Source organism: Comamonas sp. B-9 (assembly GCF_000410635.1).
In the GTDB taxonomy this organism is placed as follows: Bacteria; Pseudomonadota; Gammaproteobacteria; order Burkholderiales; family Burkholderiaceae_C; genus Comamonas.
The window spans coordinates 1-26,626 of record NZ_KE148579.1; the positions used below are offsets into that span (position 1 = coordinate 1).

Consider the following 26,626-nt stretch of genomic DNA (forward strand, 5'->3'; position numbering starts at 1 on the left):
GGCCGCTGAGCGCCGACTGGGCCGCGCGCCAGCTGGTGCTGGCCTGCCGCGACCCGGCCCAGCTGCCGCCCCAGGCGCTGCAGCTGTGGACTTTTTTGCAGGAAGCGGCCCACTAGGCATCGCAGCGAGCGCCATCCACCGCCTGCATAGCCGACGGCCTGCCCGGCCTTTGTCCCCGGCGGGCCCATCTTGTGCAACACTTGCGCGCTTATGTTTTCCCGCCTCTCTGTTTACCTGGCGCCAGCGCTGCTGTGCGCCGCCGCCCCTGCCCTGGCTGCAGGCTTTGATGACTGCCCGCAGTTCTTCTCGGGCAAGCCGCCCAGCACCAGTGCCTACGGCCAATTGCGTCCTTTGTGTTTTGAAGAGTTTGCCGTGCTGCATTCGGGCCAGACCAAGACGCCGATCTTTGTGGCCCAGCGCCTCAATGCCCGCATGCTGGACCAGGCCAAGGACTTGAAGCGCAGCGACAAGTTCTACGAAGAAGCCCGCCTGCCCGCGCGCGAACGCGCGCAGCTGTCGGACTACCGGCGCTCGGGCCTCAGCCGTGGCCATATGGCTGCCGCCGGTGACATGAGCACCAAGTTCGGCAAGGCCCAAAGCTATTCGCTGGCCAATATGGTGCCGCAGGACCCGACGCAAAACGGCAAGCCCTGGTCGCAGATCGAGCAGGACACGCGCCGCTATATCCGCCGCGCCAAGGGCGATGTGTTTGTCATCACCGGCCCGGTTTTTGGCAAGCAGCACCGTACCATTGGCGACGGCCAGGTCTGGGTGCCCGATGCCGTGTTCAAGATGGTCTATGACCCAGCGACCGGCCAGCGCTGGGTGCATCTGCAGGACAACCAGGCATCGACCAAGGCGGGCAAGCCGCTGAGCTACGAAGAGTTTGTGCAGCGCACGGGCATTCGCCTGCTGGACTGAGCACCGCCCTCCCGCCCACAAAAAGGCCCATGCTGCGGTGCGCAGGCATGGGCCTTTTTTGCGGGTGAATGCTGCAGATCAGTGGTCGTTGGCCGCATCCAAGAACGCCGTGCCTTCGGTCAGCGGCGCAAAGCGGTAAGACGCGGGGGTGCGGCTCAGCTTGACTGGGGCGCCCAGGCCGGTGTAGTCGCCCATCTTCACAACCATCTCGCGGTGGGCGGTATGCGGGGCTTGCAAGGCCTGCTCCACATTCAGCACCGGCGCGGCGGGCACGCCAATGGCCATCAGGTCTTCGGCCAGTTGCACGCCGTCATGCGCGGCAAAGGCCTGCTCGAGCAGCGGCTTGAGCACATCGCGGTTCACCGAGCGCTGGCCGGCCGTGGCAAAGCGCGTGTCATCGGCCAGGGCCTCCTGCCCCAGGTGCTGGCACATCAGGCGGAACTGGCGGTCATTGCCCACGGCCAGAAAGATCGGCGCCTTGCCGGTGTTCACCACATCGTAGGGGTAGATGTTGGGATGGGCATTGCCGGAGCGGCCGGGGATCTTGCCGTTCATGAACCAGTTGGCCGCATGCGGGTGCAAGAGCGAGATGCCCGCGTCGTACAGCGAGGCATCCACCAGCTGGCCCAGGCCGCTGCGGCCGCGCTCATGCAGCGCCAGCAGCACACCAATGACGGCATTGAGGCCGGTGACCATGTCGACCACCGGCAGGCCCACACGCAGCGGGTCGCGGTCGGCCTCGCCATTGATGCTCATCAGCCCGGCCATGGCCTGGATGGCCGCGTCGTAGCCCGGCAGGCTGCCCAGCGGGCCATCGGCACCAAAGCCGGTGACGCGGCACCAGACCAGGTGCGGAAACTCCTGCTGCATCTGCTCGTAGCCAATGCCCCATTTCTCCATCGTGCCGGTCTTGAAGTTCTCGACCACCACATCGGCCTGCGCCATCAAAGCGCGCACCTGGGCCTGGCCTTCGGCGCTCGCCAGGTCCATGAACTGCACGCGCTTGTTGCGGTTCAGACCCAGGTAGTACGAGGCCACGCCATCGCGAAACGGCGGGCCCCAGCTGCGCGTGTCGTCGCCTTGCGGCGGCTCGACCTTGAGCACATCGGCGCCATGGTCGCCCAGGATCTGGCCGCACAGCGGCCCGCCCAGAATGCGCGAGAGATCGAGCACCTTGATGCCCTGCAAAGCGCCTGCTTGGGCCGCCTGTGTTGTTGTCATGGTCCGTTTTTCCGTTTTCGGTTGGATCAGTCCAGCGTCACACCCGACTGCTGCACCACTGCCTGCCATTTGTCCACTTCGGTGGCGATAAAGCGCCCCAGGTAGGCAGGCGACCGGTCCGGTGATGCCTCCAGGCCCTGCGCGGCAAAGGCCTTTTTCACACTGTCCGAATCCAGCGCCTTGGAGAAGGCCTGGTTGAGCACCTGCACACGCTCGGGCGGCGTGCCCTTGGGGGCGACGACACCGAAGAAAACACCCACGTCATACCCGGCCATGCCCTGCTCGGCCACGGTGGGAATGTCGGGCAAGGCGCTGGAGCGGCGCGCGGTGGCCACACCCAGCGGCTTGACCTTGCCAGCCTTGATATAGGGCATGGCTGTCAGGATATCGGTAAAGCTCATGTCGACCTGTCCCGCCAGCAAATCATTGAGCGCCGGGCCCGTGCCCTTGTAGGGAATGTGCTGCAGCTTGGTGCCGGCCAGGTTGTTGAACATGACGCCGGCCAGGTGCGACGAAGCGCCATTGCCCGATGACGCGAAATTGAGCTTGCCGGGCTGGGCCTTGTCCAGCGCGATCAGGCCCTGCACGTTGTCGGCCGGCAGGCTGGCCTTCACCACCAGGATATTGGGCAGGTAGCCCACATAGATGATGGGCGCGTAGCTGGTGCGCGGGTCGTAGCTGATCGACTTGTACAGGCTCTTGTTGATCGCCAGCGGGCCCGAGGTGCCGAACATGATGGTGTAGCCATCAGGCTTGGCGCGCGCCACATACTCGGCGCCGATATTGCCGCCCGCGCCCGCGCGGTTCTCCACCACCACGCTCTGGCCCAGCTCGCGCGTCAGTTCGGTCGCCAGAATGCGCGCCATCGCATCGGTGGGACCGCCAGGAGGGAAGGGCACGGTGAACATGATCGGGCGGTCAGGGAATTTGTCAGCGGCTTGCGCCGAGGCCATACCCACGCCACCCACGCCACCCAGCCCGGCCAGACAAGCGAGGGCGAGCGCCGCCGCGTTCAAGGAAAATTTTTGCATGTTTGTCTCCATGTATTGAGGGGTGCAGGTCTGCTGCCTGCGTGTTGATGGGGCTGTCGCTGCCGGTCTGCGGATCTGCGGATCTGCGAATCAGGCCAGCCAATCTTGCGGAATGGCGTCGCTGGCGAGCGGATCGCGCGGCAGCACGCGGTGCAGCAGCACCAGCTGCGACAGGCGCAGGCGCTCGGCCGAGTCGATCTGGCCGGCTTCCCAGGCCATCGCAATGGCGGTGGTGCAGTTGTACAGACCGGTAGCAGCCTGGCGGGCCAGCACCGCGCCGCCGTCTTGCGCGGCACGCTCGGCCAGCGCACTGGCGCGGGCCAGAGCGGCATCCAGCGCCTGGCGGTAGCCTGCGCTGATGCGGCAGCCCCTCAGCAGGCCTTGCAGATAGGCCTGCAGCACCGGCAGCGAGCCTTCCCGCTGGATGGCACGCACGACATCGAGCGCGACAATATTGCTGGTGCCTTCCCAGATGGAGCCCAGGTGGGCATCGCGCACCAGGCGGGGGTCCGTCCATTCCTCGATATAGCCGCAGCCGCCGCGCACTTCCATCGCATCACCCGTGACCTTGCGCGCATCGCGGCAGGCGCGGAACTTGATCATCGGCGTCAGGATGCGCAGCAGCGCATAGGCCTCCTTGTCGCCTGCGTCCGAGCGCATCAGGGTCTGGGCGGTCTGGAACACCATCGACCGCGCCTGCTCGGCGGGCACGCGCAGCTTGTCCAGTTGGCGCTGCATCAGCGGCATGTCCTGCAGGCGCTTGCCAAAGGCCACGCGCTCGCTGGCCACAAACTCGGCCTCAGCCACAGCGCGGCGCATCATGCCGGCCGAGCGCACGCCGTTGGACAGGCGTGAGTTGTTGACCATATCGGCCATCTGCACAAAGCCCCGGCCCTGCTCGCCGATCAGGTAGGCCGTGGCGCCGTCCATGCGGATCTCGCCGCTGGCCATCGACTTGGTGCCCAGCTTGTCCTTCAAGCGGATGATGCGGTAGTGGTTCTGGCTGCCATCGTCCAGCTTGCGGGGCAGCAGGAAGAGCGAGATGCCCTTCATGCCAGCGGGTGCGCCTTCCACGCGGGCCAGCACCATTGCAAACTCGGCATCGGGGTTGGAGCAGAACCACTTGTCGCCCGTCACCCGCCAGCTGCCATCGGCCTGTGGCTGGGCCAGGGTCTGGGTGTTGGAGATGTCGGAGCCGGCCGCCTGCTCGGTCATGAACATGGCGCCCTGGGCCTGGCTGTCCCAGTCCAGCGACAGCAGCTGCGGCAGGTACTTGGCGACCAGCTCCGGCGCTCCGAATTTCTTCAAGGTGCGCGTGAGCGAATCGGTCATCGACAAGGGGCAGCACAGGCCAAACTCGGACTGCACAAACAGATAGGTCAGCGCATATTTGACGATGGGCGGCATCTTGCCCTGCCAGCCCAGCATGTCGTCGCGGTGCGAGATCGCCTGCAGGCCGAACTCGCCATAGGCAATGCGTTCGAGCTCTTCATAGGCCGGGTGCTTGATGATGCGCTGGCGGTCTTCACCGGAGCGGCTGCGGTGCTCCAGCGTGGGCGGGTTCTTGTCGGCAATGCTGGCCAGCTCGTCGATGCGGCCGCCCGCGAGCTCGCCCATGCGCTGCAGATAGGGCTGCAGATGGGCCAGCAGGTCGGCGGGAAGGTAGAGCTGCAAGAGCTGCTGCAAAGCCGGGTCGGTGCTGTAGAAATTGCTGCCGTGGCGATCGGGCACGGGGTGGGCATGGGCTTGCGCCACCTGCGCCATGGCGCTGCGCTGGGATGGGTCCGGTGCGGACATGCGGGTCTCCTGATGGCGGGGCTGGCAGCGAGGTGCTCGGGGAGGGACTGCGCTGCGGGCCCGCGGGTTAGGCGTGTTTTGTGCGTGGGTTCGCGCTCTGGTCGCGAGGTTTTGCGCCATTTCAGCAGCCGCTGCTATTCGCGTCAAATATTATTAAAATCTTTATCGATACGTATTAAATATAGTTAGGAGTGCCCATGGAGCTGCGGCTGCTGAACTACTTCGCAACGCTGGCGGAAGAGCTGCACTTCAGCCGGGCGGCCCAGCGCCTGTCCATCTCGCAGCCGCCGCTGTCGGTCGCCATCCGCCAGCTGGAAGAAGAAATTGGCGCCGCGCTGTTTGAGCGCAGCAGCAAGGGCGTGCGCCTGACCGCAGCTGGCGCCCACCTGCTGCCACGCGCGCGCCAGCTGCTGGCGCTGGCCGGGCAGGCGGTGCAGGAGACGCGGGATGTGGGCCAGGGCGTAAGTGGCCATCTGCGCCTGGGCTTTGTGGGCTCGGCGCTGTACCGGGGCGTGCCTCAGGCGCTGGCCCATTTTCAGAGCGCGCATCCGCAGGTGCGCATCGACATGCGCGAGCTCAACAGCGCCGAGCAACTGCTGGGCCTGCAGCAGGCCGAGCTGGACATGGGCCTGGTGCATTCAGTGATGCTGCCCGAAGGCCTGCGCAGCCAGCTGCTGATGCAAGAGCCCTTTGTGGCCTGCCTGCCGCGCCAGCATGCGTTGGCGGGCCATGCCGCGCTCGATCTGGCGCAGCTCAAGCATGAGCGCCTGGTGCTGTTCTCCAGCGCCGTCTCGCCGCTCTACCACCAGCGCATCTACCAGATGTGCATGGCCCATGGCTTTGTGCCCGAGGTGCGGCATGAGGTGCGGCACTGGCTGTCAGTGCTGTCGCTCGTGTCGCTGGGCCAGGGCTCGGCCATTGTGCCGGCCGCGCTGCAGCGCGTGGGCATGCCCGATGTGGTGTTCATCCCGCTCTTGGGCGAGCAGCCGCAGTCCGAGCTGCTGGCGGTCTGGCGCAGCCAGCCGGACAACCCTTTGGTGCACAAGCTGCTGCTGAGCCTGCAATCTGCCGTGCAGGCCGTGCAAGCCCCTGGCCCTAGCGCCTGATCAACCCGTGTGGCCGCTCAGCACGGTGCGCAGCAGCAAATCATCGAGCGGCGCAAAGTCCACGCCCGGTGTCTGCGGCGCGGGTGCGGCCTCCAGCTGCGCCAAGGTGGTCTCGATAAAGGCATTGAGCACCGGCATCGCGGCACCATGCTCGGACTCCTTGGCCGCGCGCTTGACCACCAGCAGCGCCGCAATCGCGTCAAGCACCGCCGGGTCGACGACGGTGCCATCGACCAGATCCTGAAAGCGCATTGGCGCCACGCCCCGGCCCTCGGCCAGCCACAGGCAGGCCAGCAGCGGGCGCAGCACATAGAGGTATTTCTTGAGCCGCACCGTCTCGCCCTGCAGGTACTCGCGGTAGTTTTTGCGCGCCATGTGCAGGTAGTGGTAGTGCGTGCGCTCGGGCAGGTGCACGCGCTCGATGGCGGCGCGCATGTCGGCCACAAACAGCGGATCGGCCTGGTAGACCACGGGAGAATCAAACCATTCGATCAAGGTGGCATTGCCCTTTTTGAGCAGGCCCAGCGCCTTGCGCAGCTCCCAGCCGTTGACATCGAACACATCGGAGATAGGCAGCTCGATCACATCGCGCTGCTCGCTCACGCTCAGGTACCAGGGCAGGCGCGGTGCATAGATGAAGCGCACATCGTAGTCACTGTCGGGCGATGCAAAACCCCAGCCCCGGCTGCCGGACTCGCAGGCAAACAGAATGCGCACCTGGTGCTCGATCTCAATCTGCGCCAGCTTGGCCTCGATGTCGGCGCGCACTGCCGGGTCGATGGGGTGCACTTGCGCTTGCCAGGCTTCGGATGGGTTCATGCTCGCTCCCTTCAAAACCTCTGATCTTGCCAGAACTATCGCGGCCCATCCCCTGCCCGCCTCCGCGCTGGCGGCATAGGCAATGCGAATGCATCTGCTTACAGCCCGCATCCAGAGCGGTGCTACATGGGCATTTGGCTGCTTTCGCAACCAAGCGCACGCAGACACGCGATACTGCAGGCTTCGCAAACTCACCCGAGAACAAGAACATGCAAGGCCATCCCGACGTCGTCGACTACCTCAAGGACCTGCTGCGTGGCGAATTGGCCGCACGCGACCAGTACTTTGCCCACTCGCGCATTTACGAAGACCAGGGCTTTAGCAAGCTGTTCACCCGCCTGGACCATGAGATGCAGGAAGAAACCCAGCATGCCGATGCACTGCTGCGCCGCATCCTGATGCTGGGTGGCCGCCCCGACATGCGCCCCAAGGAATTCACGCCCGGCGCGACCGTGCCCGAGATGCTGCAAAAGGACCTGGACACCGAATACGAAGTGCGCGCTGGCCTGCGCCAGGGCATGGAACTGTGCGAGAAGCACAGCGACTATGTGAGCCGCGACATTCTGCTGGCCCAGTTGCGCGATACCGAAGAAGACCATGCCTACTGGCTGGAAAAACAGCTCAGCCTGATCAACATGATGGGCCTGCCCAACTACTTGCAAAGCCAGACCTGAGCTACGCAAGCGCCCATGCAAAAGGCCGCCAGATTTGATTCTGGCGGCCTTTTGTTTGGTGAGCATCCCGTCAGGCCCTCGGCCCAACGGATCTGCCGGTCAGGGAGCAGCAGTCGCTGCCGCCGGCATGCGCATCGAGCGCACCAGCGCGGCCAGCACCACGCCATAGGCGGGCACAAACAGCAGCAGGCTCACGGCCAGTTTGATGACATAGTCCACCAGCGCGATCTCCACCCAGTTGGCGGCCATGAAGGGGTCGGCACTGCGCCAGAAGGCGATGGAGAAAAAAGCGGCGGTATCGAGCGCCTGGCCAAACACCGAGGCGGCAGCGGGTGCCATCCACCAGGCATGGCTCTTTTGGCGGATGCGGTCAAACACCTGGATGTCGAGCAGCTGGCCCAGCACATAGGCGGCAAAGCTGGCCAGCGCAATGCGGAAGACAAAACTGTTGAAGGTCTGCAGCGCCTCCCAGCCGTTGAAGCGCCCTTCATGGAAGATGACGCCAACGATATAGGACACCAGCAGCGCTGGCAGCATGGCCCGGGTGATGACACGGCGCGCCTCGGCCTTGCCAATGAGACGCACGGTCAGATCGGTGGCCAGGAAGATAAAGGGAAAGCTGAAAGCCCCCCAGGTGCTGTGAAAACCCAACAGCGAGATGGGCAGCTGCACCAGGTAGTTGCTGGCAATGACGATGGCGATATGGAAGGCCACCAGCAAGGAGAGATAGAAAGGCACGCGCGAGACAGGGGTCTGCACGGCATGAGCGGAGTTCATGACATTCCTTTTTGGTCAATGGGGGCGAGGGAACCCATGGCTACGAAAAGTGGCCCAAGAACAATGCGGCGTTCCCAGGCACAAGGGGCCCGTATTGTATACGCGCTGCGCAAACCCGGGTGGCCGCTGGGCCCAAGGCCGGCCCACCCGCGTGGCCAGCGCGGCGCAGCCGATGCACACATCCAACGACTGCCGCAATAAAAAACTGTACAAATAAACAGTTAGCAGAGATACTAGACACTGTTTATTTAAACAGTCATCTAATCTATGGAAGTCTCTACCCCGATCGCCATCAGCCTGCAGGATTGCCACGGCATTGATCCCGCCCTCAAGCACCGCGCAGAAGCGCGCTTTGCCAGAGAGATCGGCAAGTTTTTCCCCGATGAACAAGACATGCTCGAAGCGCTGAGCGCCTTTACCGATGCCGCCGAAGGCGGTGAGATCTCTGCCCAGCAGGAAGTGCTGGCACGCGCCTGGCTCAAGGCTTTTGACAAGGCGCGGCAGGCGGGCTTTCAGGGGATTGGCGTGGAAGAGGCCTACTTCGACGTGCGCCTGGGCTAGGCGACACGCCCTGGCGGCCTGGGCAGCCTGGCTTCATAGGCTGCCCAAGGCTTCAGATTTGTCAGTCCCACAAAGGCGGGCATTTGGCGCTTGGGCGCCCTGCCCGCTGCGCTCTATCAGCGCGCGCAGCTGAGCGATTCGCGCCAGCTGGGCTCGCTCACCATGCGCTTTTGCGACTGCAAGGTGTCGCGGCAGAGGTTTTCCAGGGTGCCACGGTTGCCCGGGTCATTCCAGTCCCAGGGGCTGGTACCGGCAAAGGCCAGCGCCTGCTGCGCGCGCGGGCTTTGGCTGCGCACATCCTGCTCGATGCCCTGGTGCGCGGCCAGAAAATCGGCGCTGCTCTGGGCAATGTCTTCGGGCAGCAAGAAGCCCGCGCTCTCGCAGCGCTGCACCTGGTACCAGTTGTCCAGCGCATACATCACCGCGCCTTCGCAAGGCGTCGCCTGCGCAGTTGTCACCTCGGCAGAGGCTGCGCTGTCCGTGGCGCCACTCTGCACCTGCGCCAGGCTGGCACTGGCCATCACACCAGGCACCAGCAGCGCCACCACATATTTCCACATCTTCATCGGACTCATTTCTCCAGTCGGGCAGTTCAAAACTTGGGCGCGCAAACCTGGCGCAGCCAGGCGCGCGGACGCACAGGCGCCAGCCTGCGGCCAGCGAACATTGTGCATACCTCCGTTTTTTCTGCACAGGGCAGCACGCATAACCTAGATACATGGCATAAAAAAACCCGCCGAAGCGGGTTGCAAGGGCAGGGGCTGCAAACCCCTGCACGCAGGCCAAAAGGCTTAGATCTTCTCGGCAACCTCGGCGTATTCCGAGATTTCGTTGAAGTTCATGTAGCGGTAGACGGAGGCCTTGTCGGCATCGATCACGCCCATTTCCTTCAGGTACTCTTCCTTGGTGGGCAGCTTGCCCAGGCGCGATGCAATCGCGGCCAGCTCGGCCGAGCCCAGGAACACATTGGTGTTCTTGCCCAGACGGTTGGGGAAGTTGCGGGTCGAGGTCGAGATGACCGTCGCGCCTTCGCGCACCTGGGCCTGGTTGCCCATGCACAGCGAGCAGCCGGGCATTTCGGTGCGGGCACCGGCGGTACCAAAGGCGGCGTAATGGCCTTCCTTGATCAGCTCGCTCTGGTCCATCTTGGTGGGAGGTGCCACCCACAGTTTGACGGGGATGTCACGCTGGCCGCCCAGCAGCTTGGCTGCAGCGCGGAAGTGGCCTATGTTGGTCATGCACGAGCCGATGAAGGCTTCATCGATCTTGGTGCCGGCCACATCGGACAGGAACTTGGCGTCGTCCGGGTCGTTGGGGCAGCAGACGATAGGCTCCTTGATGTCGGCCAGGTCGATCTCGATGATGTGCGCGTATTCGGCGTCCTTGTCGGCTTCGAGCAGATCGGGCTTGGCCAGCCAGGCTTCGACCTTCTCGATACGGCGCTGCAAGGTCTTGGCATCGGCATAACCGTCGGCGATCATGTTCTTCATCAGAACCACGTTCGAGGTCAGGTATTCCTTGATCGGCTCGGGGTTGAGCTTGATCGTGCAGCCAGCGGCAGAGCGCTCGGCGGACGCGTCGGACAGCTCGAACGCTTGCTCGACCTTCAGGTCTGGCAGGCCTTCGATCTCCAGGATGCGGCCGGAGAACTCGTTGATCTTGCCAGCCTTGGCGACGGTCAGCAGACCGGCCTTGATCGCGTACAGCGGAATCGCGTGCACCAGATCGCGCAGGGTCACGCCCGGCTGCATTTCGCCCTTGAAGCGCACCAGCACCGATTCAGGCATGTCCAGCGGCATCACGCCAGTGGCAGCACCGAAGGCCACCAGGCCCGAGCCTGCGGGGAAGGAAATGCCGATTGGGAAACGGGTGTGCGAGTCACCGCCGGTGCCCACGGTGTCAGGCAGCAGCAGGCGGTTGAGCCAGCTGTGGATCACGCCATCACCAGGACGCAGGGCCACGCCACCACGGTTGCTGATGAAGTTGGGCAGTTCGCGGTGGGTCTTGACGTCCACTGGCTTGGGGTAGGCGGCCGTGTGGCAGAAGGACTGCATCACCATGTCAGCGGAGAAGCCCAGGCAAGCGAGGTCCTTGAGCTCATCGCGGGTCATCGGGCCCGTGGTGTCTTGCGAGCCCACGGTGGTCATGCGCGGTTCGCAGTAGGTACCGGGGCGCACGCCCTGGCCTTCTGGCAGACCGACAGCGCGGCCAACCATCTTTTGCGCCAAGGTGAAGCCGGCCTTGGATTCGGCAGGCGCCTGGGGCAGACGGAACACGGTCGATGCGGGCAGACCCAGCGCTTCGCGGGCCTTGGCGGTCAGCGAGCGGCCAATGATCAGGTTGATACGGCCGCCAGCGCGCACTTCGTCAAACAGCACATCGCTCTTGAGCTGGAACTCGGCCACGGTCTCACCGTTCTTGAGGATCTTGCCGTCGTAGGGCAGCACGTCGATCACGTCGCCCATCTCCAGCTTGGAGACGTCCACTTCAATCGGCAGCGAGCCCGAGTCTTCCTGGGTGTTGAAAAAGATCGGAGCGATCTTGCCGCCCAAGGTCACACCACCAAAGCGCTTGTTGGGCACAAAGGGAATGTCCTGGCCGGTGGCCCAGACGATGGAGTTGGTTGCCGACTTGCGCGAAGAACCGGTGCCGACCACGTCGCCGACGTAGGCCACCAGGTGGCCCTTTTTCTTCAGGTCGTCGATGAACTGCATCGGGCCGCGCTTGCCGTCTTCTTCAGGCTTGAAGGCCGCGTCAGGACGCGTGTTCTTCAGCATCGCGAGGTAGTGCAGAGGAATGTCGGGGCGGCTCCAGGCGTCTGGCGCGGGCGACAGGTCGTCGGTGTTGGTCTCGCCGGGCACCTTGAACACGGTGACGGTGATCTTCTTGTCGACTTCGGGGCGCGAGGTGAACCACTCGGCGTCGGCCCAGCTTTGCATCACTTCCTTGGCCTTGGCATTGCCGGCCTTGGCCTTGTCGGCGACGTCATTGAAGAAGTCGAACATCAACAGCGTCTTCTTGAGCGCATCGGCAGCCACGGCGGCCACTTCTGCGTCATCGAGCAGCTCAATGAGCGGATGCACGTTGTAACCACCCACCATGGTGCCCAGCAGCTCGGTGGCCTTGGCCTTGGAGATCAGCGCCACTTTCAGGTCGCCATGTGCCACGGCAGCCAGGAAGGAAGCCTTGACCTTGGCGGCATCGTCCACGCCTGGCGGCACGCGGTGGGTCAGCAGATCGAGCAGAAATGCTTCTTCACCGGCAGGCGGGTTCTTGATCAGCTCGATCAAGTCAGCGACCTGCTTGGCATCCAGCGGCAGTGGGGGGATGCCCAGAGCGGCACGCTCAGTCACATGGTCGCGGTAGGCTTTCAACATACGTTCTCCGGTTCTCTATTTCAATGGTGGGGCGCTCGCAAGGCGTCGGGCAGCCGCGCCGCTGTTCTTATCAGCGGCCGTTGCCTTCAAACAGTGCGGCAGGTGGGTTTTTCTTGATGGCCTCGGCAACCTGGTTTTGTTCAGGGCTCATGCATTCATCGGCCAGGCGCTGACCGAGCTTGCGGTTGATCAGCATCGACTTGTTGGCCACTTGCAGCCACATGGCGCCAGCGTGCTGGTCTTCCAGGCGGATGGTGCCGGTGGAGGTGGCCACCGGGGCCATGTGGTACTTGAAGCCCTTGCCTTCAACGAAGAAGTAGCCGGGGTTGACCGAATCCTTGGCGATATTGATCGAGGCACCCAGCTCGCAGCTGATGCGGCCTTGGTAGACCTGCTCGGCAATCGCCAGCTCGGCGGGGGTCAGGGTCTGCTGGGCAGGAATGGACGCGGCCGCAGCGGCTGCGCCGGCACCAGCGGCAACCGCTGCGCCCTTCTTGGCGGTGGATGCACGCTTGGCAGGGGCCTTTTTGGCCGGTGCCTTCTTGGCGGCGGTGGTTTTGGCCGCTGCGGCCTTGGCAGCAGGCTTGGCCGCCGTCTTGTCTTGCGCCTGCACACTGCCCATGGCCAGAGTCAGCGCAGGAACCAAGACCAACAAAGAAATCACGCGATTTTTCATAACAACTCCCGCGATACAACGCAAGAAACAGGAAAAGGGCTGGCCCCGAATGGTTACAGCCACTCCCGCACTGTACCCGGCAACGGACAACCCGTCTGCGCGGCACGCTCCAAAATTTGCCAAAAGTAACGATAACTTGCACGGTCATGCAAGACCCCGTCGACGCTGATCGGCGCCCATTGCGCGTCGGCCGCTGCCCGCACGATACGGGCTGCTTCATCGACCTGGCTCTGCGTGGGCGCGAAGGCCTGCAGGATGGGACGGATCTGCGCGGGGTGGATGCTCCACATGCGGGTGTAGCCCAGCTCGCCATAGGCGCGGCGGGCTGCCTGCTCCATCGCATCGGGGTTCTTGAACTCGGTCACCACGCAGTGCGACGGCACTTTCCCGTAGGCGTGGCAGGCGGCTGCGATCTCCAGCTTGGCACGCAGCACCAGCGGATGCGTGAACTGGCCTTGCACGCCCATGGCGCTGGAGGGGATGGCGCCGCCATGGGCAGAGACAAAATCCATCAGGCCAAAGCTGATGCTTTGCACGCGGGGGTGGGCGGCAATCTCGAAAGCGCGGTGCACGGCCTGGGGCGACTCGATCAGCGCATGCAGCGGCACCGGGGTGCTGGTGGCCGCCTGCAGCAAGCGGTCAACCTTATCGATGTCGTCGACCGACTCGACCTTGGGCACCATGATGTGGCAGAGCTGCTCGCCCGCCTCGCCAGCGATGGTGGCGATGTCTTCGGCCAGCGCGGCGTGGTCGGCCGCATGCACGCGGGCAGCGACCCGGGCGCCGGGCGCGGCGTTCTTGGCGAGCGAGGCGACCAGCTGCGCATGGGCCTTTTCCTGGCCGACGGCCGCGCCGTCTTCACAGTCCAAGGTCACATCGAACACGCAGCGGCCAAACTCTTGCATCATCTGTGCCTGCAGGGCCAGGCTCTTGCGCATGCGGTCTTCCACGCCACTGTAGTGGTCGCAGACCGGCAGTGCCAGGGCCCCAGACTGGGCGCCCAGCAGTACCTGTGCGGGATGGATGGCGGAGACACTCATGGCTACTAATCGTCAGATGGGGCGGCGGGCCACCAAAAACAAGCGGGGAAAGGCCAGCAGGCGCCGGCCATCGCTGCGCAAGGCATAGGCGGCATCGATGCGGCGGGGGGAATCGGCCACAAAGCTGGTTTGCAGCTCGGCACGCAGAGGCTGGAGAAAGGGCCTGAGACCCGTGCCACGAACCCATTGGACAATCGCCTCCGCACTGTCCATTGGGTGCTGGTACGCCGTACGCCAGGCATCCACCTGCGCATCACGGGCCAACACATCGTAGTAATCATTCAAGGCCAGCAAATCCGTGCGCAAGGCATGCGGATCGCCGATTTCTGCAGCCCAGGGCTGCAGCGCTGCCACCTCGCGCATCAGGCGGTGGGTGGGCTCATCGCGGTTGTCCGGCATCTGCACGGCCAGTACACCACCGGGCGCCAACATGTCCATCAAGCGGGGCAGCAGTTGCACGTGGTCTGGCACCCATTGCAGGGCCGCATTGGCAAAAATCAGGTCGGGCAAACGCCCGTTGTGCAGTGGAGCCTGCCAGTGGGCGATGTCGCCCTGCTCAAAATGCACATGCGCAAGACGCTGGCGCGCAGCGGCCAGCATGTCTTGCGACTGGTCGATACCCAGCACCCGTGCATGCACGAAGCGCTGGGCCAGCAGCTCGGTGGAATTGCCCGGCCCGCAACCCAGATCCACCACATAGGCGGTATCGCTGGGCAGGGCCACGCGCGCCAGCAGTTCGGCGGCCGGGCGCGTGCGCTCGTCCTCGAACCGGCTGTAGAGCTGGGCATTCCATGCAAGCATGCGGGTCGGCCTTGGATTACAGCAGGTGCTTGACGCCGTCTTGCTCGCCTTGCAGCTCAGCCAGGGTCTTGTCGATGCATTCTTGCGAGAACGCGTCGATTTCCAGACCTTCGACGATCTTGTATTCGCCGTTTTCGGTGGTCACTGGGAAGCCGAAGATGATGCCCGCTGGGATGCCGTATTCGCCGTTCGAAGGCACGCCCATGGTCACCCATTCGCCAGCCGAGCCCAGGGCCCAGTCACGCATGTGGTCGATGGCGGCATTCGCTGCCGATGCAGCCGACGACAGGCCACGTGCAGCAATGATGGCGGCGCCACGCTTGCCCACGGTTGGCAGGAACACGTCCTTGTTCCAGGCCTGGTCGTTGATCGCGTCCTTGACCGACTTGCCGTCCACGGTGGCGAAGCGGTAGTCAGCGTACATCGTTGGCGAGTGGTTGCCCCAGACCGTCAGCTTGCGGATGTCGCCGACCTTGAAGCCAGCCTTGGCAGCCAGTTGCGAGGCAGCGCGGTTGTGGTCCAGACGCAGCATGGCGGTGAAGTTCTTCGCTGGCAGGTCGGGAGCCGACTTCATCGCGATGTAGGCATTGGTGTTGGCAGGGTTGCCGACCACCAGCACCTTGACGTTGCGCGAAGCGACAGCGTTCAGGGCCTTGCCTTGGGCGGTGAAGATCTGGGCATTGGCAGCCAGCAGGTCAGCACGCTCCATGCCTGGGCCGCGAGGACGGGCACCCACGAGCAGTGCGTAGTCGGTGTCCTTGAAGGCTTGCAGCGGGTCGCTGTGGGCTTCGATACCGGCCACCAGAGGGAAAGCGCAGTCTTCCAGCTCCATGATCACGCCCTTGAGCGCGTTCTGTGCCTTCTCGTCAGGAATTTCCAGCAGTTGCAGGATGACAGGCTGGTCCTTGCCCAGCATTTCGCCCGAAGCGATGCGGAACAACAGGGCATAACCGATTTGACCAGCGGCACCGGTAACGGCGACACGTACGGGCTTCTTGCTCATGGGAAAACTCCAGAAAATAGAAATGAGGTGTCCAAGCAGGCCAGCATCGGAGAGGGTGTCAAACGACTGGAATCAGCGATCGGGATTCCCCGATGGCAGGTCTGTAAACAGCGCATAAGTGTACTCTTGAACAGATCACTCAGTCAATTTGTCTTATGTCTTATATAAGATATGATTGACCCCTGATGCGCTATACAATGCGCGCTGTAAATTTGAACCGTTGGATGTCACATCCACTGTGACACCCGAGAGATTGAATCTCTCCCAAGACAAGCGCATGACATCTTCCACCCCCAATGCAAACGACACCGGAATCACGTCCGCTGGCGACAGCGTGGGTGGTGCGACCCCGGCATTCAGCCCCCTCTACCAACAAATCAAGGGCCTGATCCTGCAAAGCCTGGAGGCTGGCGCCTGGAAACCGGGCGAGATGATCCCCAGCGAGATGGAGCTGGCCGCCCGCTACCGCGTGAGCCAGGGCACCGTGCGCAAGGCCATCGACGAGCTGGCTGCCGACAACCTGCTGCTGCGCCGCCAGGGCAAGGGCACCTTTGTCGCCACCCATGCCGAGCGCAATGTGCAGTACCGCTTCTTGCGTCTCCTTCCGGACAGTGGTGACCTCAACGAAGAGGGCCCGGCGCAGCGCAACATCATCTCCTGCCGCAGCATCAAGGGCGCCAGCGAGATCTGCAAGCTGCTGCAGGTGCCCACGGGCGAGTCGCTGATCCATGTGCGCCGCGTGCTGGTGTTTGCCGGCATTCCCACGATTGTCGAAGACATCTGGCTGCCCAGCAGCAGCTTCAAGGGCCTGACGGCCGAGCAGATGCGCGACTACCCCGGCGCCACCTACGCAATGTTCGAGGTGGAGTACGGCGTGCGCATGGTGCGCGCCCAGGAAAAACTGCGCGCCGTGCTGCCCGATGCGGCACAGGCCCAATTGCTCGATATCGACGGCCAGACCCCCCTGCTGAGCGTCGAGCGCGTCGCTTACACCTATAACGATGTTCCCATGGAATTACGACGAGGTCTTTATCGGACGGACACCCACCATTACAGCAATACCCTGAGCTAATGCACCGGTCAAGTCTGAGTAGTCACCACGGGGTTAAAGAGAAACCCTTAGACCTGCGCGCTGCATTGCAATAAAATTTTGCAGGTTTGAGCCTAGCGATTACATAGCAGTTACATCCACGAAAGATTTCACACCATGACAGATACCACGAAGAAGCGGCCTGAGTTTCGCAATATCAACATGCTGACGGACCTGCCGGGCTACCGTTTCCCGGTGGCAGCCATCCTGTCGATCCTGCACCGCGCCAGCGGCCTGGTGATGTTCTTCCTGCTGCCCTTTGTGGTCTGGCTGCTCGACACCTCGATCTCCTCCGAATTCTCCTACGCCCGCTTCACGGCCGCCTTCAACACCGGCGCCGGCATCTTTGCGGGCTGGTTCATCAAGCTGGCCGTGCTGGCGCTCATCTGGGCCTACCTGCACCACTTCTGCGCCGGCCTGCGCCACATCTGGATGGATGTCTCGCACAAGTCGGTCAACAAGGAATTCGGCAAGAGCTCGGCCATCGTCTGCTTTGCCATCAGCCTGGCGCTGACCGCCATCCTGGGTGCCAAGCTGTTTGGCCTGTACTGATCGCCCGCGACTGCATTTACTGATAAATAAGAAAGGATTCCCCATGTCCGTCAATTACGGCTCCAAACGCGTCGTGACCGGTGCGCACTACGGTTTGCGCGACTGGCTGGCCCAGCGCATCACCGGCTTGCTGATGGCCTTGTTCACCGTGGCCCTGCTGGTCCAGGTGCTGATGATCAAGGGCCCTATCGGCTACGAACAGTGGGCAGGCATCTTCTCCCACCAGTGGATGAAGTTCATCACCGTGGGCACCCTGGTGGCGCTGGCCTACCACGCCTGGGTGGGCATGCGTGAAATCCTCATGGACTACGTCCAGCCCGTCGGCCTGCGCCTGGTGCTGCAGATTTTTGTGCTGGTCTGGCTGGTGGGCTGCCTCGGCTGGGGCCTGCAGGTTCTGTGGCGTCTGTGATACCCGCGATTGAAAGAGAACAATGAGCTATACAAAAGAGAACATCACCAAGCGCAAGTTTGATGTCGTCATCATCGGCGCAGGCGGCTCCGGTCTGCGCGCTGCGCTGGAACTGTCCAAGGCTGGCCTGTCCGTGGCTGCCTTGTCCAAGGTTTTCCCCACCCGCTCGCACACCGTGGCAGCGCAAGGTGGCGTGTCCGCCTCGCTGGGCAACATGTCTCCCGACAACTGGGAATGGCACTTCTACGACACCATCAAGGGCTCGGACTGGCTCGGTGACCAGGATGCGATCGAGTTCATGTGCCGTGAAGCACCCAAGGTGGTGTACGAGCTGGAACACTTCGGCATGCCTTTCGACCGCAACCCCGATGGCACGATCTACCAGCGTCCCTTCGGCGGCCACACCGCCAACCACGGCGAAAAGCCCGTGCAACGCGCTTGCGCAGCGGCTGACCGTACCGGCCACGCGATGCTGCACACGCTCTACCAGCAAAACGTCAAGTCCAAGACCAACTTCTTCGTCGAGTGGATGGCGCTGGACCTGATCCGCGACGAATCCGGTGACGTGGTCGGCGTGACCGCCATCGAACTGGAAACCGGCGACCTGTACGAGCTGCACGCCAAGGCCGTGCTGCTGGCCACTGGCGGCGCAGGCCGTATCTTCCAGGCATCGACCAATGCCTTCATCAACACCGGCGACGGCCTGGGCATGGCTGCACGTGCAGGCATCCCGCTGCAGGACATGGAGTTCTGGCAGTTCCACCCCACCGGCGTGGCCGGCGCAGGCGTGCTGCTGACCGAAGGCTGCCGTGGTGAAGGCGCTATCTTGCGCAACAGCGATGGCGAGCGCTTCATGGAGCGCTATGCGCCGACCCTGAAGGATCTGGCGCCACGCGACTTCGTCTCGCGCTCGATGGACCAGGAAATCAAGGAAGGCCGTGGCTGCGGTCCGAACAAGGACTACATCCTGCTGGACATGACCCACCTGGGTGCAGAAACCATCCGCAAGCGCCTGCCTTCGGTGGAAGAAATCGGCCACAACTTCGCCAACGTGGACATCACCAAGGAACCGATTCCCGTGGTGCCCCCCATCCACTACCAGATGGGCGGTATCCCCACCAACATCAACGGCCAGGTCGTTGTCTGGGATGGTGAAGAGAACAAGGTCGTCAACGGTCTCTACGCAGTGGGCGAATGCTCCTGCGTGTCGGTGCACGGCGCCAACCGCCTGGGCACGAACTCGCTGCTGGACCTGCTGGTCTTTGGCAAGTCGGCAGGCAAGCACATCGTCAACTACGTCAACGGCTACGGCGAATTCAAGCCCATGCCCGACAACGCCTCGGACTTCTCGCTGTCGCGCCTGAACAAGCTCGACGAGTCGACCAGCGGCGAGTACGCACAAGACGTGGCCAACGACATCCGCGCCTGCATGCAGCTGCACGCCGGTGTGTTCCGCACGCAAAAGAGCATGGACGAAGGCGTCAAGAAGATTGCCGACATCCGCGCCCGCGTCGGTGGCGTGACCCTGAAGGACAAGTCCAAGGTCTGGAACACCGCCCGCATGGAAGCGCTGGAAGTGGCCAACCTGATCGAAGTGGCCCAGGCCACGATGGTCTCGGCCGCCGCCCGCAAGGAATGCCGTGGCGCCCACACCGTGGATGACTACGAGCACCCCGCTGACGATCCCAAGTACCCACTGGGCCGCAATGACATCGACTGGCTCAAGCACACCCTGTGGTACAGCGCTGCCAACAGCCTGGAGTACAAGCCAGTGCAACTCAAGCCGCTGACCGTGCCGTCGGTACCGCCCAAGGTCCGTACCTTCTAAATCCACGCAGCCCACGAAAGAACATCCCAAAATGAAGCGTACTTTCAAAATCTATCGCTACGATCCCGATAAAGATGCCAAGCCCTACATGCAGACGGTGGAGGTGGAGCTCGACGGTCATGAGCGCATGCTGCTGGACGCCCTGGTCAAGCTGAAGGAACTCGATCCATCGATCTCGTTCCGCCGCTCCTGCCGCGAAGGCGTGTGCGGCTCGGACGCGATGAACATCAACGGCAAGAACGGCCTGGCGTGCCTGACGAACATGAACACCCTCAAGGGTGACATCGTCTTGAAGCCCCTGCCCGGTCTGCCCGTGATCCGCGACCTGATCGTGGACATGACCCAGTTCTTCAAGCAGTACCACTCGATCAAGCCCTACCTGATGGCTGACAGCTTTGTCGCCAACGAGAAGGAACGCCTGCAGTCGCCCGAAGAGCGCGAAGAGCTCAACGGCCTGTACGAGTGCATTCTGTGTGCCAGCTGCTCGACCAGCTGCCCCTCTTTCTGGTGGAACCCCGACAAGTTCGTGGGCCCCGCCGGTTTGCTGCAGGCCTACCGCTTCATCGCCGACAGCCGCGATGACCACACCGGTGAGCGCCTGGACAACCTGGAAGACCCCTACCGTCTGTTCCGTTGCCACACCATCATGAACTGCGTGGACGTGTGCCCCAAGCACCTCAACCCCACGAAGGCGATTGGCAAGATCAAGGAACTGATGGTTCGCCGTGCGGTGTAAGAACCAGATTGAGCAATGATGGAAAACGAACTGCTGGATGAACGTGCGCGCGATCTGCTGCGCTGGCGTAGTCGCCGAGGCCTGGTGGAGAACGACATCTTCGTCGAGCAGTTCTTCCGCACATACGGAGCAAGCCTGAATGTCCGCCAGGCGCAAGGGCTGACCACTTTGATGAACCTGTCGGACAACGACCTGCTGGACTTGATGCTCAGGCGCAAGGAACCAACAGGCGACCTCGACACGCCAGATGTTCATGAAGTGCTGGAGATGCTGCGCAGCCGAAAACCACGTGCATCTCTTGCGGACTAACTCGAGAAGGAACCAGTTTTATGAAACTAGCAGACAACAAAGCCACGCTATCGTTTAGCAACGGCGCAGCAAGCGTAGACCTTCCGGTTTACCAGGGCTCGATCGGCCCGGATGTCATCGACATCCGCAAGCTGTACGCGCAGACCGGCATGTTCACGTACGACCCCGGTTTCCTCTCGACGGCTGCCTGCCAGTCGGCCATCACCTATATCGATGGTGACAAGGGCGAGCTGCTGTACCGCGGCTACCCGATCGAGCAGTTGGCCAAGAACTGCAACTACCTCGAAACCTGCTACCTGCTGCTGTACGGCGAGCTGCCCAATGCAACGCAGAAGGCCGAGTTCGAAGACACGGTGACCAAGCACACCATGGTCAACGAGCAGATGCAGTTCTTCCTGCGTGGTTTCCGCCGCGATGCGCACCCGATGGCCGTTCTGACGGGCCTGGTGGGCGGCATGTCGGCCTTCTACCACGACAGCACCGACATCACCAACCCCGAGCACCGCAACATTGCGGCGATCCGCTTGATCGCCAAGCTGCCGACCCTGGTGGCCATGGCTTACAAGTACGGCACGGGCCAGCCCTACATGTACCCGAAGAACGACCTGTCCTACGCAGGCAACTTCCTGCGCATGATGTTCGGCAACCCTTGCGAAGAGTATGTGGTGAACCCGGTGGTGGAGCGCGCGCTCGACCGCATCTTCATCCTGCACGCAGACCACGAGCAAAACGCGTCGACCTCGACCGTGCGCCTGTGCGGCTCCTCGGGCACGAACCCGTTTGCAGCCATCTCCGCTGGTGTGGCATGCCTCTGGGGCCCTGCCCACGGCGGCGCCAACGAAGCCTGTCTGAACATGCTGGAAAACATCCAGGCCAATGGCGGCATCGCCAAGGTCGGTGAGTTCATGGAGCAGGTCAAGGACAAGTCCAGCGGCGTCAAGCTGATGGGCTTTGGCCACCGCGTCTACAAGAACTACGACCCACGCGCCAAGCTGATGCAGGAAACCTGCAACGAGATCCTGGCCGAACTGGGCCTGGAAAACGATCCGCTGTTCGCCCTGGCCAAGCAAGTCGAAAAGATTGCGCTGGAAGACGACTACTTCGTCTCGCGCAAGCTGTACCCGAACGTGGACTTCTACTCGGGCATCGTGCAACGCGCCATCGGCATCCCTGTGAAGCTGTTCACCGGCATCTTCGCACTGGCCCGCACCGTTGGCTGGATCGCCCAGCTGAACGAGCAAATGGCTGATCCAGAGTACAAGATTGGCCGTCCACGCCAGCTGTACACCGGCTCGGTGGCCCGCGACGTGCAGCCTATCGGCAAGCGCTGATCGCAGCGGCCAGGCACTGCCTGCGCCAGCACTGCTCCCCAAAAACCCGCTTCGGCGGGTTTTTTTATGGTGTTTGTCATATTAATCACTTGTTAAGCTAGCCTGCCGACCATGGCGGGATGAATTTCTTTGCCCGGTTTATCACCCCCACAGGCAAGGCCGTCACGCGCCGGGGCGCTGCCGCCCAGCCTGCAGCCACCGCACCCTCCCCATCCGACGGCCATCTGCCCTTCAGCGCCGATCTGGCCACCAGCACCTCGCAGCCGCCCGCACGGCCCCTGTGGCAGTGGAGCCTGGTTGTCAGCCTCTGGCTGGCCAGTGTGGGCAATCTGGCCTTGTGGAAGGCCATCTCGCAGGCAGACGGCCTGAGCAGCACGCAGCAGTGGGTCCTGGGGCTGAGCCTGGGTCTGGCCATTGCCTGCGCCTGCTGGGCGCTGTTGAACCTGATCAGCTGGGGCCGGGCCGCCAAGCCGGTGATGATCGCGCTGTGCTGGGTCGCCGCCTTTGCCGCCTGCTTCATGCTGAACTACGGCATCGCCATTGATGCCTCGATGCTCACCAATGTGCTGCAGACCGATGTGAAGGAAGCGGCCGACCTGCTGCACTGGAGTCTGGTGGTCACCGTGGGGGCCATTGCGATTCCGCCCACCTGGTGGATCTGGCGCCAGCCCCTTCCCCGGCGCCCAGGCTGGCGCCCGGTGCTCAAGCAGCTGGGCATGGTGCTGCTGGCTGTGCTAGCCATGGTGGTCGTCGTGATGGCGGGTTTTCGCCCCATCTCGTCGGCCATGCGCAACCACACCAGCCTGCGCTACATGATGAACCCGCTGTCCACCGTCTATGCCGCTGGCAACCTGGTGGCCCAGCAAATCCAGCACCGCGACACCACGCTCTACCCGATTGGCGAAGATGCCAAGCTGGGGGCCAGCTATGCAGGCCAGACCAGCTTCCCGATCTATGCGCTGGTCGTCGGCGAGACCGGCCGCGCCGGCAATTTTGCGACCAATGGCTATGAGCGCCCCACGACGCCTTTGCTGTCCGCCCGCCAGGACCTGGCCGTCGCCACCAATGCCTGGTCCTGCGGCACCAGCACCGCCGTGTCGGTGCCCTGCATGTTCTCGCACCTGGGGCGCAGCAGCCAGAACAGCGACAAGTCCTATGAAAACCTGCTCGATGTGCTGCAGCGCGCCGGCCTGGCCGTCCTCTGGGTCGAGAACCAATCGGGCTGCAAGGGCGTTTGCGCCCGCGTGCACAACGCCAACACCGAGACCGACCTGCCCGCTGCGGCCCGCAAGGCGCTGTGCCAGGACGGCGAATGCGTGGACATGGCCTTGCTCGAAGGCCTCGATGAGCGCATCAATGCGCTGCCCGCCGAGCAGCGCGCCAAAGGCGTGGTCGTCGTGCTGCACCAGATGGGCAGCCATGGCCCGGCCTATTTCAAGCGCTCGCTGGGCCAGGACAAGCGCTTCAGCCCCGAGTGCAACAACGTCAATCTGCAGGCCTGCGACCGCGCCTCGCTGATCAACGCCTATGACAACAGCGTCGTCGCCACCGACCGCATGCTCGGCGGCCTGATCGACTGGCTCGCCAGCAAGGGCCAACGCCAGCCCACGGCGATGATGTATGTGGCCGACCATGGCGAGTCGCTGGGCGAGAACAATATCTACCTGCACGGCCTGCCCTATTCCGTCGCACCCGATGTGCAAAAGCATGTGCCCTGGATCACCTGGCTCTCGCCCGCCATGCAGCAACGCATGGGCATGAGCACCAGCTGCCTGCAGCAGGCCGTGGCCACCGCCCGCATCAGCCATGACAACCTGTTCCACTCGATGCTGGGCCTGACCGATGTGCAGACCGCACTGCACCAGGCCGATCTGGATATTTTTGCCAGCTGCAAGGGCCGCTCTGCGCCACCTGCCACTTTGGCGCAGCTGGCGTCTGCCTCTGTGCCTGCAAGCGTTGCAGCGCAGCCGCCGACCACGGTCGCCGCTGCTCGCAAGCGCGGCTAAAACAGGTTTCCCTGCCCAGGGTGCGGCGCCTGCGCGGCGCCTCCCTGGCGCACGGCCTGCTGCACCTGTTGCGCGCGCCAGGCCTCAAAACCGCGCCAATCCATCTCCAGCCGCTCGCGCCCATAGCCCAGCTGCGCGCAGGCGCGCACAAAGCGCTGGCGCACCAGATCGGCCCACAGGCCCTGGCCCTTCATGCGGCTGAAGGACTGGCTGTCATAGCTCTTGCCGCGCAGCCGGTCGGCCTCGCTGATCTGGTGCAGGTCGCGCACCCGCTGCATCACCCGGGCGGCGCGCTGTGGGTAATGGGCCTGCAGCCACTGCTGGAACACGACATTGAGTTCCCAGGGCAGGCGCAGCACGGTGTAGAAGGCGGTGGTGGCGCCGGCCTCGCGCGCGGCTGCAAGCACCTCTTCCATGTCTTCGGTCAAAAACGGAATATGCGGCGCCACGCTCACCCCGACCGGAATGCCGGCCTCCGTCAGCCGGCGTATCGTGCGCAGCCGCCGGTGCGGCGCCGCAGCCCGGGGCTCGAGCAGGCGGGTCAGCTGTGGGTCCAGACTGGTGATCGTGATGTAGACGGCCGCGGCGTTCTTGCGCGCCGCAGCGGCAATCAGGTCGGTATCGCGCTCCACCGCGCTGCTCTTGGTGATCAGCGAGAACGGGTGCTCGGCCTCGCTGAGCACCTGGATCAACTGCCGCGTCAGGCCCAGCTCGCGCTCGATCGGCTGGTAGCAATCGGTGGCCGAGCCGATATTGAGCGAGGCCGGCTGGTAGCGCGGGCGGCTGATCTCGGCCTTGAGCACCTGGGCAATATTGGTCTTGGCAAACAACTGGGTTTCAAAATCCAGCCCCGGCGAGAGGTTCAGGTAGCTGTGGTAGGGCCGGGCATAGCAGTAGATGCAGCCATGCTCGCAGCCCCGGTAGGGGTTGACCGAGTGATCAAAGAAGATATCGGGTGAGTCGTTTTTCTGGATCGCGCTGCGTGCCCGCTCCTCGTGCACCTGGGTCGGCAGGCTCTCGGCGTCCTGCTGCCACCAGGCGCCTTCTTCCAGGTTCAGATCCGCATCGCCAGCCACAGGCGCCTCAGCGGCTGCAGGGGTCCAGCCATCGTCAGCCCATTCCCGCACATCGCTGGCAAAACGGTGGCGGGGTACACCGACCGCACCGCGCCCCTTGCGGGCCACCGGCAGCGGCACGCGCACTGGCACAGGCCCATCCAGGTCGTCCGCGCAGCGCTGCAGGGCCTGCGGGTCGTCTAGCGGGGCAGTGTCAACGGTGTGGATGGAGGGATGGCGGGCAGGCATACTAACGGATGATGACTGTTTTTATATACAGTATTTCATGCATTGCCCGCCATCCCGGCAGCCTCTGCAAGCGCCGCGCACACCAGGGCTATTCGCACCGTTTTGGTGCGAAATGGGCCATGGCCTACATTCGGGGATTACATACTCCGGAGGAAGTTTTCATGTCTCGCAAACCCCAACTCATCCTGTCATCCCTGGATGTGGACCGCCTGGAAGCGCTGCTGGAGGCCATGCCGGCCAGTGCCTTCCCCGGCAAGGCGGATCTGGAGGCCGAGATTGCCCGCGCCGATATCGTGGAGCCCAGCGATATTCCGCCGGATGTGGTGACGATGAACTCCACCGTGAACTTTGACATTGCCGAATCGGGCAAGCAGTTCCAGCTGACCTTGGTCTACCCCAAAGACCTGGACGACACGAGCAGCAAGATTTCGGTATTTGCACCCGTGGGCAGTGCGCTGCTGGGCCTGGCGATTGGCGATGAGCTGGCCTGGCCGTCCGTGGGCGGAAAGACCATGACCGTGCGTGTGACCGGCATCAGCTACCAGCCCGAGCGCGCCGGCGATCTGCACCGCTGAGCGGCCAACCGACAAGCGCCGGCAAGCGCCGGCAAGGGCCTGCCTACATCGACAAGCGCGCCCCCACCAGGGTCACCAGCAGGCCGCCCCCGACCAGGCCCAGCTCCCAGCGGGCAACAGAGCGCAAGCTGGGCGTACGCGCCTCCACCCCCAGGTAGAGCGCGCGCCCGGCCAGCAGCGACAGCGCAAAGGCCAGGCCCATGCCCAGCCAGTTCAGCCATGGCTGGCTCGGCCAGACATGCGAGACCACCGCGTTGCACAGCACCACGATGGAAAAGTGCACCAGAAACACCGAGTAGCCCATCTGGCCCAGCGACTGCAGCCAGCGCACGGGCGCCTGGCGGCCCAGCCAGTCGACCAGGCGGCCGTCTGCCGGCAGGCGCATCAGCCACAGCAGCGCGACGGCGCCGCACAGCGCCACCGCAATGCGCAGGCGGAAATCCACTTCCAGTGACACGAGGCCAAAAGCGAGCAGGCAGGCCGTCCAGGACCAGGGTTTGGTGCTTTGGCTGCCCCAGAAGGCCAGCATGCCCATGCCATAGGCACCGATAAAGTAGACAAACCACATGTCCAGCTCACTGTGGCGGGTGAACACCAGCAGCGACAAGGCCGTGAGCACCAGCACGACCCACTGGCCCAGTTGCAGGCCCAGCCATTGGCGGGCCCAGCGGCGGGGCCCTGC

At 63.5% G+C, this 26,626-nt stretch carries 26 protein-coding genes; 13 read left to right on the top strand and 13 right to left on the bottom strand.

Going from position 1 to position 26,626, the window contains the following annotated elements:
* The first annotated feature begins 210 nt into the window (after nt 1–210).
* Nucleotides 211–921 carry a DNA/RNA non-specific endonuclease gene (locus H928_RS27610; RefSeq protein ID WP_021026908.1) on the top strand — a complete coding sequence of 237 codons (711 nt, stop codon included), beginning with the start codon at nt 211–213 and terminating at the stop codon, nt 919–921.
* 78 nt (nt 922–999) lie between these two features.
* Here H928_RS27610 and H928_RS0113050 read toward each other — a convergent pair whose 3' ends face one another.
* From H928_RS0113050 to H928_RS0113060, 3 genes are all read right to left on the bottom strand, one after another.
* Nucleotides 1,000–2,142 carry a CaiB/BaiF CoA-transferase family protein gene (locus H928_RS0113050; protein ID WP_021026909.1) on the bottom strand — a complete coding sequence of 381 codons (1,143 nt, stop codon included), beginning with the start codon at nt 2,140–2,142 and terminating at the stop codon, nt 1,000–1,002.
* Nucleotides 2,143–2,168: 26 nt separating this feature from the next.
* Nucleotides 2,169–3,173, bottom strand: a complete 1,005-nt coding sequence (locus tag H928_RS0113055; protein WP_084635794.1) for a tripartite tricarboxylate transporter substrate binding protein — start codon at nt 3,171–3,173, stop codon at nt 2,169–2,171.
* 90 nt (nt 3,174–3,263) lie between these two features.
* Complete coding sequence (locus H928_RS0113060; protein WP_021026911.1) at nt 3,264–4,970, bottom strand: acyl-CoA dehydrogenase family protein; 1,707 nt, start codon at nt 4,968–4,970, stop codon at nt 3,264–3,266.
* A gap of 197 nt (nt 4,971–5,167) precedes the next feature.
* Here H928_RS0113060 and H928_RS0113065 point away from each other — a divergent pair, with 197 nt between their 5' ends.
* Nucleotides 5,168–6,076, top strand: a complete 909-nt coding sequence (locus H928_RS0113065) for a LysR family transcriptional regulator (protein WP_021026912.1) — start codon at nt 5,168–5,170, stop codon at nt 6,074–6,076.
* On the opposite strand, the gene H928_RS0113070 is transcribed toward H928_RS0113065, so the two are convergent.
* On the bottom strand, nt 6,077–6,895 hold the full coding sequence (locus H928_RS0113070) for a nucleotidyltransferase domain-containing protein (protein WP_021026913.1): 819 nt from the start codon (nt 6,893–6,895) through the stop codon (nt 6,077–6,079).
* Nucleotides 6,896–7,104: 209 nt separating this feature from the next.
* Here H928_RS0113070 and bfr point away from each other — a divergent pair, with 209 nt between their 5' ends.
* On the top strand, nt 7,105–7,569 hold the full coding sequence (gene bfr / locus H928_RS0113075) for a bacterioferritin (RefSeq protein ID WP_027010910.1): 465 nt from the start codon (nt 7,105–7,107) through the stop codon (nt 7,567–7,569).
* A 99-nt stretch (nt 7,570–7,668) separates the two neighbouring features.
* Here bfr and H928_RS0113080 read toward each other — a convergent pair whose 3' ends face one another.
* On the bottom strand, nt 7,669–8,346 hold the full coding sequence (locus H928_RS0113080; protein WP_021026915.1) for a 7-cyano-7-deazaguanine/7-aminomethyl-7-deazaguanine transporter: 678 nt from the start codon (nt 8,344–8,346) through the stop codon (nt 7,669–7,671).
* 267 nt (nt 8,347–8,613) lie between these two features.
* Between H928_RS0113080 and H928_RS0113085 the strand changes: the two genes are divergently transcribed.
* On the top strand, nt 8,614–8,907 hold the full coding sequence (locus tag H928_RS0113085; RefSeq protein ID WP_021026916.1) for a hypothetical protein: 294 nt from the start codon (nt 8,614–8,616) through the stop codon (nt 8,905–8,907).
* Between the two features lie 116 nt (nt 8,908–9,023).
* Here H928_RS0113085 and H928_RS0113090 read toward each other — a convergent pair whose 3' ends face one another.
* From H928_RS0113090 to H928_RS0113115, 6 genes are all read right to left on the bottom strand, one after another.
* On the bottom strand, nt 9,024–9,473 hold the full coding sequence (locus H928_RS0113090; RefSeq protein ID WP_021026917.1) for a hypothetical protein: 450 nt from the start codon (nt 9,471–9,473) through the stop codon (nt 9,024–9,026).
* Nucleotides 9,474–9,698: 225 nt separating this feature from the next.
* Nucleotides 9,699–12,284 carry a bifunctional aconitate hydratase 2/2-methylisocitrate dehydratase gene (gene acnB, locus H928_RS0113095; protein WP_021026918.1) on the bottom strand — a complete coding sequence of 862 codons (2,586 nt, stop codon included), beginning with the start codon at nt 12,282–12,284 and terminating at the stop codon, nt 9,699–9,701.
* Between the two features lie 70 nt (nt 12,285–12,354).
* Entirely contained in the window at nt 12,355–12,960 is a 606-nt protein-coding gene (locus tag H928_RS0113100) for a hypothetical protein (RefSeq protein WP_021026919.1), read from the bottom strand.
* 53 nt (nt 12,961–13,013) lie between these two features.
* Nucleotides 13,014–14,000: a CoA ester lyase gene (locus H928_RS0113105; RefSeq protein WP_021026920.1), complete on the bottom strand. Its 987-nt coding sequence runs from the start codon at nt 13,998–14,000 to the stop codon at nt 13,014–13,016.
* 12 nt (nt 14,001–14,012) lie between these two features.
* Nucleotides 14,013–14,801, bottom strand: coding sequence for a trans-aconitate 2-methyltransferase (gene tam / locus H928_RS0113110; RefSeq protein WP_021026921.1), 789 nt, complete (start codon nt 14,799–14,801; stop codon nt 14,013–14,015).
* Between the two features lie 16 nt (nt 14,802–14,817).
* On the bottom strand, nt 14,818–15,804 hold the full coding sequence (locus H928_RS0113115; RefSeq protein ID WP_021026922.1) for a malate dehydrogenase: 987 nt from the start codon (nt 15,802–15,804) through the stop codon (nt 14,818–14,820).
* A 277-nt stretch (nt 15,805–16,081) separates the two neighbouring features.
* Here H928_RS0113115 and H928_RS0113120 point away from each other — a divergent pair, with 277 nt between their 5' ends.
* From H928_RS0113120 to H928_RS27615, 8 genes are all read left to right on the top strand, one after another.
* The gene (locus tag H928_RS0113120) at nt 16,082–16,876 is read left to right on the top strand and encodes a GntR family transcriptional regulator (protein ID WP_021026923.1); all 795 of its coding nucleotides are present in this window, start codon (nt 16,082–16,084) and stop codon (nt 16,874–16,876) included.
* A 135-nt stretch (nt 16,877–17,011) separates the two neighbouring features.
* A complete protein-coding gene (sdhC, locus tag H928_RS0113125) occupies nt 17,012–17,446 on the top strand; it encodes a succinate dehydrogenase, cytochrome b556 subunit (protein WP_021026924.1) in 435 nt (144 codons plus the stop codon).
* 43 nt (nt 17,447–17,489) lie between these two features.
* Nucleotides 17,490–17,855, top strand: coding sequence for a succinate dehydrogenase, hydrophobic membrane anchor protein (gene sdhD / locus H928_RS0113130; protein ID WP_021026925.1), 366 nt, complete (start codon nt 17,490–17,492; stop codon nt 17,853–17,855).
* Between the two features lie 22 nt (nt 17,856–17,877).
* Nucleotides 17,878–19,683, top strand: coding sequence for a succinate dehydrogenase flavoprotein subunit (gene sdhA, locus H928_RS0113135; protein ID WP_021026926.1), 1,806 nt, complete (start codon nt 17,878–17,880; stop codon nt 19,681–19,683).
* 31 nt (nt 19,684–19,714) lie between these two features.
* Entirely contained in the window at nt 19,715–20,419 is a 705-nt protein-coding gene (locus H928_RS0113140; protein WP_021026927.1) for a succinate dehydrogenase iron-sulfur subunit, read from the top strand.
* 15 nt (nt 20,420–20,434) lie between these two features.
* A complete protein-coding gene (locus H928_RS0113145; RefSeq protein WP_021026928.1) occupies nt 20,435–20,728 on the top strand; it encodes a succinate dehydrogenase assembly factor 2 in 294 nt (97 codons plus the stop codon).
* 20 nt (nt 20,729–20,748) lie between these two features.
* Nucleotides 20,749–22,059, top strand: coding sequence for a citrate synthase (locus tag H928_RS0113150; RefSeq protein WP_021026929.1), 1,311 nt, complete (start codon nt 20,749–20,751; stop codon nt 22,057–22,059).
* A 119-nt stretch (nt 22,060–22,178) separates the two neighbouring features.
* Nucleotides 22,179–24,065 (top strand): phosphoethanolamine transferase, encoded by a 1,887-nt coding sequence (locus tag H928_RS27615; protein WP_021026930.1) that lies wholly within the window; start codon nt 22,179–22,181, stop codon nt 24,063–24,065.
* Here the strand turns inward: H928_RS27615 and H928_RS27620 are convergent.
* Nucleotides 24,062–25,255 carry a PA0069 family radical SAM protein gene (locus H928_RS27620; RefSeq protein WP_373604921.1) on the bottom strand — a complete coding sequence of 398 codons (1,194 nt, stop codon included), beginning with the start codon at nt 25,253–25,255 and terminating at the stop codon, nt 24,062–24,064. The genes H928_RS27615 and H928_RS27620 overlap by 4 nt on opposite strands.
* Before the next feature lie 275 nt (nt 25,256–25,530).
* On the opposite strand from H928_RS27620, the gene rnk reads away from it, so the two are divergent.
* Nucleotides 25,531–25,944 (top strand): nucleoside diphosphate kinase regulator, encoded by a 414-nt coding sequence (gene rnk, locus H928_RS0113165; RefSeq protein ID WP_021026932.1) that lies wholly within the window; start codon nt 25,531–25,533, stop codon nt 25,942–25,944.
* A 43-nt stretch (nt 25,945–25,987) separates the two neighbouring features.
* On the opposite strand, the gene H928_RS33340 is transcribed toward rnk, so the two are convergent.
* Nucleotides 25,988–26,626: acyltransferase family protein (locus tag H928_RS33340; protein WP_373604920.1), on the bottom strand; the 639-nt coding region annotated here is incomplete at its 5' end.

Coding starts and splice junctions, on each gene's coding strand:
- H928_RS27610 (WP_021026908.1), top strand. CDS start 211: ATGTTTTCCCGCCTCTCTGTTTACCTGGCGCCAGCGCTGCTGTGCGCC.
- H928_RS0113050 (WP_021026909.1), bottom strand. CDS start 2,142: ATGACAACAACACAGGCGGCCCAAGCAGGCGCTTTGCAGGGCATCAAG.
- H928_RS0113055 (WP_084635794.1), bottom strand. CDS start 3,173: ATGCAAAAATTTTCCTTGAACGCGGCGGCGCTCGCCCTCGCTTGTCTG.
- H928_RS0113060 (WP_021026911.1), bottom strand. CDS start 4,970: ATGTCCGCACCGGACCCATCCCAGCGCAGCGCCATGGCGCAGGTGGCG.
- H928_RS0113065 (WP_021026912.1), top strand. CDS start 5,168: ATGGAGCTGCGGCTGCTGAACTACTTCGCAACGCTGGCGGAAGAGCTG.
- H928_RS0113070 (WP_021026913.1), bottom strand. CDS start 6,895: ATGAACCCATCCGAAGCCTGGCAAGCGCAAGTGCACCCCATCGACCCG.
- bfr (WP_027010910.1), top strand. CDS start 7,105: ATGCAAGGCCATCCCGACGTCGTCGACTACCTCAAGGACCTGCTGCGT.
- H928_RS0113080 (WP_021026915.1), bottom strand. CDS start 8,346: ATGAACTCCGCTCATGCCGTGCAGACCCCTGTCTCGCGCGTGCCTTTC.
- H928_RS0113085 (WP_021026916.1), top strand. CDS start 8,614: ATGGAAGTCTCTACCCCGATCGCCATCAGCCTGCAGGATTGCCACGGC.
- H928_RS0113090 (WP_021026917.1), bottom strand. CDS start 9,473: ATGAAGATGTGGAAATATGTGGTGGCGCTGCTGGTGCCTGGTGTGATG.
- acnB (WP_021026918.1), bottom strand. CDS start 12,284: ATGTTGAAAGCCTACCGCGACCATGTGACTGAGCGTGCCGCTCTGGGC.
- H928_RS0113100 (WP_021026919.1), bottom strand. CDS start 12,960: ATGAAAAATCGCGTGATTTCTTTGTTGGTCTTGGTTCCTGCGCTGACT.
- H928_RS0113105 (WP_021026920.1), bottom strand. CDS start 14,000: ATGAGTGTCTCCGCCATCCATCCCGCACAGGTACTGCTGGGCGCCCAG.
- tam (WP_021026921.1), bottom strand. CDS start 14,801: ATGCTTGCATGGAATGCCCAGCTCTACAGCCGGTTCGAGGACGAGCGC.
- H928_RS0113115 (WP_021026922.1), bottom strand. CDS start 15,804: ATGAGCAAGAAGCCCGTACGTGTCGCCGTTACCGGTGCCGCTGGTCAA.
- H928_RS0113120 (WP_021026923.1), top strand. CDS start 16,082: ATGACATCTTCCACCCCCAATGCAAACGACACCGGAATCACGTCCGCT.
- sdhC (WP_021026924.1), top strand. CDS start 17,012: ATGACAGATACCACGAAGAAGCGGCCTGAGTTTCGCAATATCAACATG.
- sdhD (WP_021026925.1), top strand. CDS start 17,490: ATGTCCGTCAATTACGGCTCCAAACGCGTCGTGACCGGTGCGCACTAC.
- sdhA (WP_021026926.1), top strand. CDS start 17,878: ATGAGCTATACAAAAGAGAACATCACCAAGCGCAAGTTTGATGTCGTC.
- H928_RS0113140 (WP_021026927.1), top strand. CDS start 19,715: ATGAAGCGTACTTTCAAAATCTATCGCTACGATCCCGATAAAGATGCC.
- H928_RS0113145 (WP_021026928.1), top strand. CDS start 20,435: ATGATGGAAAACGAACTGCTGGATGAACGTGCGCGCGATCTGCTGCGC.
- H928_RS0113150 (WP_021026929.1), top strand. CDS start 20,749: ATGAAACTAGCAGACAACAAAGCCACGCTATCGTTTAGCAACGGCGCA.
- H928_RS27615 (WP_021026930.1), top strand. CDS start 22,179: ATGAATTTCTTTGCCCGGTTTATCACCCCCACAGGCAAGGCCGTCACG.
- rnk (WP_021026932.1), top strand. CDS start 25,531: ATGTCTCGCAAACCCCAACTCATCCTGTCATCCCTGGATGTGGACCGC.